The organism is Kocuria sp. UCD-OTCP (genome assembly GCF_000349605.1).
Classification (GTDB): domain Bacteria; phylum Actinomycetota; class Actinomycetes; order Actinomycetales; family Micrococcaceae; genus Kocuria; species Kocuria rosea.
On record NZ_AOSQ01000011.1, the window covers coordinates 133195 to 143322 of the forward strand.

The window sequence follows — 10128 nt, forward strand, 5'->3', positions numbered from 1 at the left end:
CGCCCGGGCTCAGAGCCGCACGCCCGTGCGCCGCAGCTGCTCGCGGACCTCCCGGCGCTGGATCTTGCCGAGCATCGTGCGCGGGAGCTCCTCCACGGCCACGATCCGCCGGGGGACCTTGTAGCGGGCCAGGCCCGCCCAGCAGTGCTCGCGCAGGGCCGCCTCGTCGAGCTCGGCGCCCGGCACGAGGGTCACGGCGGCGACGACCACCTCGCTGCCGCTGGGGTCGGCGAGCCCCACCACCGCGGCGTCCGCCACGGCGCGGTGCCGGCGCAGCGTGTCCTCGACCTCGCTGGGGGCCACGTTGAACCCTCCGGTGATCACGACCTCCTTGAGCCGGTCGACCACCTGCAGGAACCCGTCCTCGTCGACGGTGACGATGTCGCCGGTGCGCAGCCACCCGTCCTCCGTGAGCGTCCGGGCGGTCTCGTCGGGGCGCTTCCAGTACCCCTGGAAGACCTGCGGGCCCCGCACCCAGAGCTCCCCGGGGTGTTCCGGGGGGACGTCCTCGAGGGTGTCCGGGTCGACGAGCCGGATGTCGGTGGACGGGAACGGGATCCCGATGGAGCCCGCCCGGCGGGAGTCGTTGAGCGGGTTGCAGGCCACCAGCGGGGAGCACTCGGTCAGCCCGTAGCCCTCGATCAGGATCCCCCCGGTGGCCCGCTCCCACTGCTCCACGAGCGGGACCGGCAGGCTCATGGCCCCGGAGACGGCCACCGGGATGCCGCGCAGGTCCACGCCCTGCTCCGGTGCGGCGTCGAGGAGCTTCTGGTACACCGGCGGCACCGCGGGCAGCACCGTGGGGCGGGCGCGCTTCATCGCCCCGAGGATCAGGTCCGCGCGCACGGTCGGGAAGAGCACGAGCCGCGCGCCGAGGGACATCGCGAACGTCACGCCCAGGGTCAGGCCGAAGGCGTGGAAGAGCGGCAGCACGCCGTGCACCACCTCGCGCTCGCCGGAGCCGAGCCAGTGCCGGCCCATGAGGGCGTTGGACTCGAGGTTGCGGTGCGTGAGCATCGCCCCCTTGGGCAGCCCGGTGGTGCCGGAGGTGTACTGCAGCAGCGCGAGGTCGTGCGCGGCGGGCCGCGGGTGCTCCGCGGCGATCGGGGCGGAGGCCAGCAACTCCCGCCAGGGGATCGTGCCCGGGGCGGGGCCGGTGAGCTGCGCGCGGGAGGCGCGTGCGTCCGGCAGCGGCAGGCGCAGGGCCAGCCGCTTCGGCCGCGGCATCGCGGCGGTGATGTCCACGGACACGACCGCGTCGACCCGCAGGTCCGCGGGCAGGGAGCGCACCCGCTCGGCCGCCCGGTCCCAGACGATCGCCACGCGCGCCCCGTGGTCCTCGAACTGGTGGCGCAGCTCCGGGGCCGTGTAGAGCGGGTTGTGCTCGACGACGACGGCCCCCAGGCGCAGCACCGCGTAGAACGCCACGACGTGCTGCGGGCAGTTGGGCAGGACGATCGCGACCCGGTCGCCGCGGCCCACGCCCAGCCGGCGCAGGCCCTCGGCCGCGCGGTCGACCTGCCGGCCCAGGGCGGCGTAGGAGGTCGTGGCCCCGAAGAACTCGAGCGCGGTGCTCGCGCCGTGGCGGGCGACGGAGCGCTCGAGCATGTGCACCAGGGACGTCTCCGGCAGGTCCAGGTCCGCGGGGACGCCCGGGTCGTAGCTGGCGGTCCAGGGGCGGGCACGCAGGAACTCGCGGACGGTGTCGACAGGCATGGTCCCGACCCTACTCGGCGGCGGCGCCCGGCCGCCCGGCCGCGGCGACACCCCGTGCCGGACGGGACGGCTCACCGGGCCCGGTCCGGGAACCGGCCGTAGACTCCGGTGCCATGACGCCCTCCTCGACCCCCGGCCCGCCCTCCCCCGACGACCCGACGCCCTGGTCGGACACCGGTCCGCACGACTCCCCGGACGCCACCCGGCCGCTGCCCCCGGTCAGCCGGTTCGCCGCCCCGGCCGGCGGCGGCTCGCCGCACGACGCCCCCGAGGGGGGCGCCGGGAGCGGCGGGACCGAGGACTGGTCCTGGTACGACGACGAGGACGACCAGCACACCCGGCCGCTGCCGGCGGTGACCGCCCAGCGCCCGGTGCCGGAGGACCCGCGGCCGCGCACGGACCCGACGCCCGCGGTCGGGGCCCCCGGCGCCGCGGCCGGCTACGGCCCCGCGCCCGGCTACGGCGCCGGACCCGACGGCCCGTTCTCCGGCGACCCGTCCTCCGGCGTCCCGGTCGACGCCGCGACCCGTCTCGCCCGGCAGCGGGAGGAGTTCGGGGGCCTCCAGCTGGTGCCCGGCTTCTTCGGCTGGCTCAGCGCCATGGCCCTGTCCTGGCTGCTGCTGGCCCTGGCGGGCCTGACCGCGGCCGCGCTGGGGCTGCGCCTCGTGGACGGGGTCGGCGGCGTGGTGGACGACCTCGCCGCCGGGTCCGCGGCGGCCTGGACGGGAGCGGCCGCCCTCGGCCTGGTCGAGTTCATCGCGTTCCTGGGCGGCGGCTACGCCGCGGGCCGGATGGCGCGGTTCTCCGGGGCACGGCAGGGCGTGTCCGTGTGGCTGTGGTCCCTGTTCGGCCGCTCCGTGGCCACCGTCGCGGGACTGGTGTGGGCCGACACCGTCGGCCTGGCGCCCGTGGGCGTCTCGGCCCAGGCGCTGATCGGCGACCTGCTGGTCCCGGGCCTGCTCGCGGTCCTCGCCGTGCTCGCCGTCGACCTGCTCGCGGCGGTGCTCGGCGGGCTGTGGGGCGTCCGCTACCACCGCAGGGTCGATCGCTGGGGGGACGGACCGGAGGACCGGGCCCGGTAACTTTGCGTCCCGGCACCGTGTCGGGTTCGCATCCGACCACCAAAGAGGGGACAATCGGAGCACCTCGGTGAGATCCGTCACCCCCACGCGGAAATCTGCGGACCGGCCCACCGAGCAGCACCCGGAGGAAACACAAATGCCGTCCACCCTTGTCGCCGTCGTCGATGACCACGAGGTCGTCCGGGAGGGCGTCCGCCTCGTCTCCATGACCTCGCAGGCGGACGTGAAGCTCGTCGGATCGGCCTCCAGCGTCCCCGGACTCCTCGACCAGCTGGGCCGGGACCCCGAGAATCCCGCCCTCACCGCCCAGGGCGCCAAGCGGATCGAGTGCGAGGTCGTGCTCCTGGACCTGTCCCTCGACGACATGTCCCGACCCGCCACCAACGTGGAGCTGCTGCGCGCCGCCGGCATGAAGGTGCTCATCTTCAGCATCGGCGAGAACGCCGCGCTGATCCGCGAGGCGCTGCGGGCCGGCGCGCTGGGCCTGGTGCGCAAGTCGGACCCGCTCGAGCACGCGATCGAGGAGGCCCGCAACATCGCCGAGGGCAAGCCCGTGATCACCAAGGAGCTCGCCGCCGCGATCGACGGGGACGTGGAGTTCTCCCGGGCCAGCCTCTCCCCGCGGGAGCAGGAGACCCTGCGGCTCTACGCCTCCGGCTTCGCCCAGGTCCAGGTCGCACGCCGGATGGGCATCAAGCAGAGCGCCGTCAAGACCAACATCGACCGCATCCGGGAGAAGTACGCGCGCGTCGGACGCCCGGCGCCCACCAAGATCGACCTGCGCATCCGGGCGATCGAGGACGGCCTGGTCGAGCCCACGGCGGACATCACCACGGCGGAGAAGCATCTGTGATCCGCCCCTCGCCCCGGTGAGGGCCGCCGCTCCGTGAGCCACGCCGCGCACCGGCCCCCGCTCGCCTACCGGAAGGTCCCCGCCCGGCGGCGCCGCAGCAGCCTCCTGGTGCCGACCTCGCCGCAGGAGCTGGGGATGAACTCCTACCGCATCCACCTGCTCGCGAACATCTGCCACGGGCTGGTCGTCGTCGCGCTGTTCCTGGAGGCCCTCACCATCGTCGAGGACCAGCTGCGCGCCTTCGAACGGTGGCACCTGGTGTTCCTGCTGGCCCTCCTGGTCAACGGCGGCGCGATGCTCCTCCAGGGCGCCAGGCGGCAGGTGCGGATGTGGCCGGTGCTCGCGGCCCCGGTGCTCGTGGCCCTCACCGTCCTGACCCTCCCGCTCGCCTGGACGGGCGCCGCTCCGCCGCAGGACCCGTGGGTGGAGCCGTTCATCCTGCTCGCGGCCGCCGCCACCGTGGTCGCGTGGAGCATCGAGCTGGCAGTCGCGTACCTGGCGTCCGTCACGGTCTTCTACGTCCTGGTCATGGTGCGCACCACGGAGTCGGCGGACGTGATGGGCGTGCTGTTCGACGCCACGAGCCGGATCGCGTTCGGCGTGGTCCTCGTGGTGCTGATCAGCCTGGTCTACAAGGGCGGGCAGAACGCGGACCAGGTGTACGCGGCCGCGATCGCGCAGGAGCTGCAGCTGAACCGCTCGCGCTCGCAGGCCGAGGAGCAGGAGCGGCTGGACCGCCTCATCCACGACAACGTCATGGCCGCCCTGCTGGACGCCGGACGGGCCCCGGGCCCCGTCCAGCGGCGCACCCGGGAGCTGGCCCAGCGGGCCCTCGAGGTCCTCGCCTTCGAGGAGCGCCGCGCCGAGGGCAAGGGCACCACCATGGTGCACACCTTGCTCGACGACCTCCTCGAGTCCCTGTCCCCGTGGCGCAACCGGGTGCGCTTCAACAGCATCACCCCCTACATCAGGCCCCCCGGCCAGCCGCGCCCGCTCATCCCCGTGGAGACGGCGCAGGCGCTCGTGCAGGCGGTCACCGAGGCGGTCTCCAACAGCGCCCGCCACGCCGGCACCGAGGTCACCTTCGTGACCATGGACGGCGGCGTGTGCCCGCCCACCCCCCTCAACCCCGAGGGCTTCTTCCTTCGCTTCCAGGTGGTGGACCGCGGCCGCGGCTTCCAGGTCCGCAGCATCGACTCCCGGCGGCTCGGGGTGCGCGTGTCCATCCTGGGCAACGTGCGCCACGTGGGCGGCGCGGTGGACGTCGACAGCGCACCGGGACGCGGCACCCGCGTCACGATCCTCTGGCCCCGGGACGCGCAGCCGTGATCTCCCGCACCCTCTTCCATCCCCTGAGCCTGGTCGCCGCCACGGTGTTCTTCCTGATCCCCGTGGTGCTCGGGATCCTGCAGACGCCCAGCATGGACAAGCCGGACCTCATGCAGGCCGCGCTCGTGACCTACGTGGTCGCGGTGGCGCTGGTCGTCTACCCGTACCGGCAGCGCCGGCTGCCCGATCTGCCCGCGGCCCTGGGCGTGCTCCTCATGCTGGTGTCGATCCAGCGCTCCTACGACGCCCTGAACCCCCAGGCGGAGCTGTTCGGCGGGCAGTGGTTCACCCTGGGCTTCGACGGCTTCCTCGTGGTCCTGGGCATCCGGCGCCGCGCGGGGTGGGGCTGGGCCACGCTCGTCATCGCGGTCGCCGTGTCCATGACGTGGGGCGCCCGCTCCGCCCTGGGCCTCTGGGACGCGGCGCTGACGAACGCCGCGGCGGCGGCCCTGCTGCTCGCGAGCCAGCTCATCGCCCGGGAGTACGACCGGGCCTCCGCCGCGTTCGCCGAGGCCCGGGACATGGTGATCTCGGCGCGCTCCCACGACGAGGCGGAGCAGGACACGGTCAACGCCTCCGTGCAGCGCGTGCACGAGGTGCGCCGCCTCGCGGGCGGGCTGCTCGAGCGGATCGCGCACGACCCCTCCCCCGTCTCCGAGTACGAGATCGAACAGTTCCGCCTCACCGAGGCGCAGCTGCGGGACTCCATCCGGGGCCGGTCGATCGCCACCCCCTACCTGCTCGAGGTCACGCGGGCGGCGCGGGCCCGGGGCGTGCTGGTGGACATCCTGGACGAGCGCGGCAGGCCCCTGCCCACGGCGGTGCTGCGCGCGGCCACCCGCCAGGCCATGGAGGTGCTCAACGCCGCGACCTCGGGGTCGGTCACGATCCGCGCCTTCCCGGAGGGAGAGCCCGCCGCGGTGTTCATCGTCCACGACGGCAACGCCGGGGACGAGGAGCCCGTGGCCATCGAGATCGCCGACGGCACCGGTGCGGTCTCCCGGTTCTGACCGGCTCCACCGCCCGCGGTGCGGGCACCCGCACTGCACCCGGTCGTCCGGCGCCCCGGACACCGGCGGCACCGTCCACAGGGAGCCGCGTGCCTGCGGTCCGCCGGCCCGGCGTTCCTACCGTGGTCCCATGGACACCGCCTCCGCCGGGCACGGCCCGCACCCCGCCGACGACCGCTCCCGCGGCACCCACGACCGCCCCGGCGACCGCCCGCCCGACACCGCCCTCCGGGACGGTGGCGTCCGCTCCCCCGACGACGCCTTCCGCGCCGTGCTCTGCGGGGACGGCCTGCGCCGCTGCCCCTGGGCGCCCACGGGCCCGGCCGCCCTCGAGGAGCACGACCGGCGCTGGGGCGCACGGCCCGCGGACTCCTCCGGCTGGTTCGAGGCCCTCGGCCTGGAGATCTTCCAGGCGGGCCTGGCCCGCTGGAGCATCGCCCAGCGGCGGGAGGGCCTGCGCCGGGCGCTGCGGGACTTCGTCCCCGAGGAGATCGCCCGGATGACCGAGGACGACGTCGACGAGCTGCTCCTGGATCCCGCGGTCATCCGCAACCGGGTCAAGATCGAGGCCGTGGTGCACAACGCGCGCGCCTGCCGCGGACTCGGTCCCGAGGACTGGGCGGAGCACGTCCGGGATCTCCGCCCGGCCGCCGCCGAGCCGCCCCTGACCGTCCTGGAGGAGTCGCGCCGCTCCCCCGAGGGGGACCGGCTGGCTGCCCGGCTCAAGGAGCAGGGACTCGTGTTCGTGGGGCGCACCACCGCGCACCGGTTCCTGCTCCGCACCGGGGTGCTCCCCGGGCACCTGGCCGGGTGCTTCAGGGACGGGACTGGAACCGGAGGATCCGGGTGAGGGCCTCCTCTACCCGGTCGGGCCCCGCGGCGAAGGACAGCCGCACCGCGCGGTGGCCGCGTGCGGCGTCGAAGTCCAGGCCCGGGACGACCGCGACGGCCTCCGCCTCCAGCAGCCGCCGGCACCACTCCAGGGAGCTGCCGTGCCGCTCGAGCTGCTCCCCGAGGTCGGCGTAGAGGTAGAACGCCCCGTCCGCCGGCGCGACCTCGCCCCACCGGAGCGCCGGGAGCGCGTCCAGGAGCAGGCTCCGGGAGCGCGCGAACTGCTCGACCGCCCGGTCCGCCTCGGCGTAGGCGTCCGGGGTGAAGGCCTCCACGGCGGCGTGCTGCGCGGCGGCGGGCGGGCAGAGGCTCAGGTTGCTGGCCAGCGCGTCGACCGCGGCCGCGAGGTCCCGGGGCAGCAGGGCCCACCCGAGCCGCCACCCCGTCATCCCCCAGTACTTGGAGAAGGAGGAGATCACCACGGCGTCGCGGTCGTGCTCCCACGCGCTGGTGCCCCGGTACGGTCCGCCGTCGCGGGGCGCGCCGCCCTCCGGGTCGGTGTGCACGATCCCGTGGTAGATCTCGTCGCTGATCAGGCGCGTCCCGTGCTCGGCGCACCACCGGGCCAGCGCCGCCAGCTCCCCGGGCTCCAGCACGGTGCCGGTCGGGTTCGCCGGGCCCGCCACCACCAGTCCCTGCAGGGGCCCGTGCTCGGCGACCGCGGCGTCGAGCATCCCGGGCGTGGGCTGGAAGCGGGTCGCCGCCCCGCAGTCGAGCTCGACCACCTCGGCGCCCAGGGCGGCCAGGGTGTTGCGGTAGGCGGGGTAGCCCGGCCGGCACACCGCCACCCGGTCCCCCGCGTCGAACGCCGCCAGGAAGGTGAGCACGAGCGCCCCGGAGGCCCCCGTGGTGATCGCGACGTCCTCGGGACGGACGTCGAGCCCGTACCACCGGGCGTAGTGGCCGGCCACCGCCCGGCGCAGCGGCTCGATCCCGAGGGCGGGGGTGTAGCCCAGCCCCTCGTTGCGGGCGTGCACCCGGGCGGCCGCCCGCGCGACGGGACCCGGGGCGCCGCCGGAGGGCTCCCCCGCGCAGAGGGAGACGACGTCCCGGCCGGCGGCGCGCAGGCGCTCGACGTCGGCGAGGATCTCCATCACCCGGAACGGCGGCACCGCCGAGCGTGCGGAGGGACGGGGCGGCAGGTGCGCAGGCATGCGCCCAGCCTACGGCCGCCGCGGTCCGGCGCGATCGCGGTCATGCCCCGTCATGCGCACATCGGGGGACAGACTTTTGTCCAGACCTCCGCAATACTGGACCCAGTCCTGGACGTCAGGAGGCCGCACTGAGGCGGTCCTCCGGGCGTGGGGGGACAGGTCTCCGGCAGCAGTGCCGGGGGCCGACGGGCAGGTTGCCACCGCGGCCGGCGTCGCACGAGTGATCCATCGTGAATGAGATGTGTGATTGTGTCTGGGGGGATTTCAATCACGGGTCCACAGGAGATGGGGCGCCGGGCACGGGACGCAACCGCCCAGTTCCACGTCGGTGCGGCGTCGGGCCACGGCCCGGCGGGGAGAGCCGTGAGACGTGGCGGCACGCGCGTCGACGACGCAGCACACGGCCCCGCACCGATCGGTGCGGGGCCGTTGCCGTGCCGCTCGTGCCGCGGACCGCACGGGCCGGGGCTCACTCCAGCAGCAGCGCCGGCTCCTCGAGGATCCGGGCCACGTCCGCGGTGAAGCGGGCCGCGAGGTCCCCGTCGACCACGCGGTGGTCGAAGGACCCGCCCAGCGTGGTGACCCAGCGGGGCACCACGGCGCCGTCCACGACCCACGGCTTCTGCTTGATGCTCCCGAACGCGATGATCGCCACCTCGCCGGGATTGATGATCGGCGTGCCGGTGTCGAGGCCCAGGGCCCCGATGTTGGTCACGGTCAGGGTGCCGCCCTGCATGTCGGCCGGCTGCGTGCGCCCCGCCCGGGCGGTCCGGGAGAGCTCGTCGAGGGCCACGGCCAGCTCGCGCAGCGAGAGGTCCTGGGCGTCCTTGACGTTCGGGACCATGAGACCGCGCGGCGTGGCCGCCGCGATGCCCAGGTTGACGAAGTGCTTGACGAGGATCTCCTCGTCCGTCCACGTCGCGTTGACCATCGGGTTGCGGGCCGCGGCCCACACGACGGCCTTCGCGAGCACCAGCAGGGGCGTGACCTTGACGCCCTCGTAGTCCGGGGCGGCCTTGAGCCGCCGGACGAACTCCATGGTGCGCGTGGCGTCGACCTCCACGAAGACCGAGGCGTGCGGGGCGCTGAAGGCGCTGCGCACCATGTTCTGCGCCGTGGCCTTCCGCACGCCCTTGACGGGGATCCGCTCGATCCGCTCCTCCGGGGCCGCGGGGCGGCGCCGGTCCACGGCCTCGCCGAGCCGCGCCACGTGGGCGAGCAGGTCCTGCTTGGTGATCTGTCCGGCGGCGCCCGTGGCGGGGACGTCGGCGAGGTCGACGCCCAGGTCCCGTGCGGCCTTCCGGACCGGAGGCTTCGCCAGCGCGGGGCGGCGCGGGACGACCTCGGCGGCCGGGGGCACGTCGCCGCGACCCGGCCGGCGCCAGACGCCGCTGTCCTCGGCCAGCCGGGCGGCGCGCCCGGCGATGCCCTGGGCCGCCGTGCCGATCCCACCGCCGAGCCCGGCGCCCAGCGGGCCCCGGGACAGCTTCTCCGTCCAGCCCGCGGGCCGGGCCGGCTCCGGCTCGGCCTCCGGCGCCGGCGGCGGGACCGCCCGGCGCCGCCGCCGCACGGGGTCGGCCTTGGGCCCGGAGCCGACGAGCGGCCGGTCCGCACCGGGCTCCCCGCCCTCCCCCAGGATCCCGGGGACGTCGGAGGCCGGGGCGGACTCCGCCGACTCGCCCGGGGAGCCCACGGCGATGATGGGGGCGCCGACCTCGACCGTGCTGCCCTCGGCGGCCAGCAGGTCCAGGACGGTGCCGGCGTACGGGGACGGCAGCTCGACCACGGACTTCGCGGTCTCGATCTCGACGAGCACCTGGTTGACCGTGACGGTCTCCCCCGGTGCGACCTTCCACGCGAGGATCTCCGCCTCGGTCAGGCCCTCGCCGACGTCGGGCAGGTTGAAGATCTGGGGCATGTCAGTACTTCCTCTCTCGCGCGCGGCCCCGGGCCGGCGGCGGTGCCGCCGGCCCGGGGGCCGGCGACCGGGTCGGCGGGGTCAATAGGCGAAGGACCGGTCCAGGGCCTCGAGGATGCGGTCGAGGTCCGGCACGTACTGGTCCTCGACGGCGGCCACCGGGTACGGCAGGTGG

Annotated in this window: 8 protein-coding genes; 5 read left to right on the forward strand and 3 right to left on the reverse strand. The window is 75.2% G+C overall.

Annotated elements, in window-relative coordinates:
* Positions 1-9 precede the first annotated feature (9 nt).
* On the reverse strand, positions 10-1716 hold the full coding sequence (locus tag H488_RS23950; RefSeq protein ID WP_017832663.1) for a long-chain-fatty-acid--CoA ligase: 1707 nt from the start codon (positions 1714-1716) through the stop codon (positions 10-12).
* Positions 1717-1829: 113 nt separating this feature from the next.
* Between H488_RS23950 and H488_RS35990 the strand changes: the two genes are divergently transcribed.
* From H488_RS35990 to H488_RS23970, 5 genes are all read left to right on the forward strand, one after another.
* Complete coding sequence (locus H488_RS35990; protein WP_017832664.1) at positions 1830-2798, forward strand: hypothetical protein; 969 nt, start codon at positions 1830-1832, stop codon at positions 2796-2798.
* 136 nt (positions 2799-2934) lie between these two features.
* Entirely contained in the window at positions 2935-3651 is a 717-nt protein-coding gene (locus tag H488_RS23955) for a LuxR C-terminal-related transcriptional regulator (protein WP_017832665.1), read from the forward strand.
* 33 nt (positions 3652-3684) lie between these two features.
* Positions 3685-4980 (forward strand): sensor histidine kinase, encoded by a 1296-nt coding sequence (locus H488_RS23960; protein WP_017832666.1) that lies wholly within the window; start codon positions 3685-3687, stop codon positions 4978-4980.
* Positions 4977-5990: a hypothetical protein gene (locus H488_RS37070; RefSeq protein ID WP_017832667.1), complete on the forward strand. Its 1014-nt coding sequence runs from the start codon at positions 4977-4979 to the stop codon at positions 5988-5990. Before H488_RS23960 ends, H488_RS37070 begins: the two co-directional genes overlap by 4 nt.
* 130 nt (positions 5991-6120) lie before the next feature.
* On the forward strand, positions 6121-6840 hold the full coding sequence (locus H488_RS23970; protein WP_017832668.1) for a DNA-3-methyladenine glycosylase I: 720 nt from the start codon (positions 6121-6123) through the stop codon (positions 6838-6840).
* Here the strand turns inward: H488_RS23970 and H488_RS23975 are convergent.
* Positions 6806-8035: an aminotransferase class I/II-fold pyridoxal phosphate-dependent enzyme gene (locus H488_RS23975; protein ID WP_017832669.1), complete on the reverse strand. Its 1230-nt coding sequence runs from the start codon at positions 8033-8035 to the stop codon at positions 6806-6808. The genes H488_RS23970 and H488_RS23975 overlap by 35 nt on opposite strands.
* A 469-nt stretch (positions 8036-8504) precedes the next feature.
* A complete protein-coding gene (locus tag H488_RS23980; RefSeq protein WP_017832670.1) occupies positions 8505-9953 on the reverse strand; it encodes a dihydrolipoamide acetyltransferase family protein in 1449 nt (482 codons plus the stop codon).
* Positions 9954-10128: the final 175 nt, after the last annotated feature.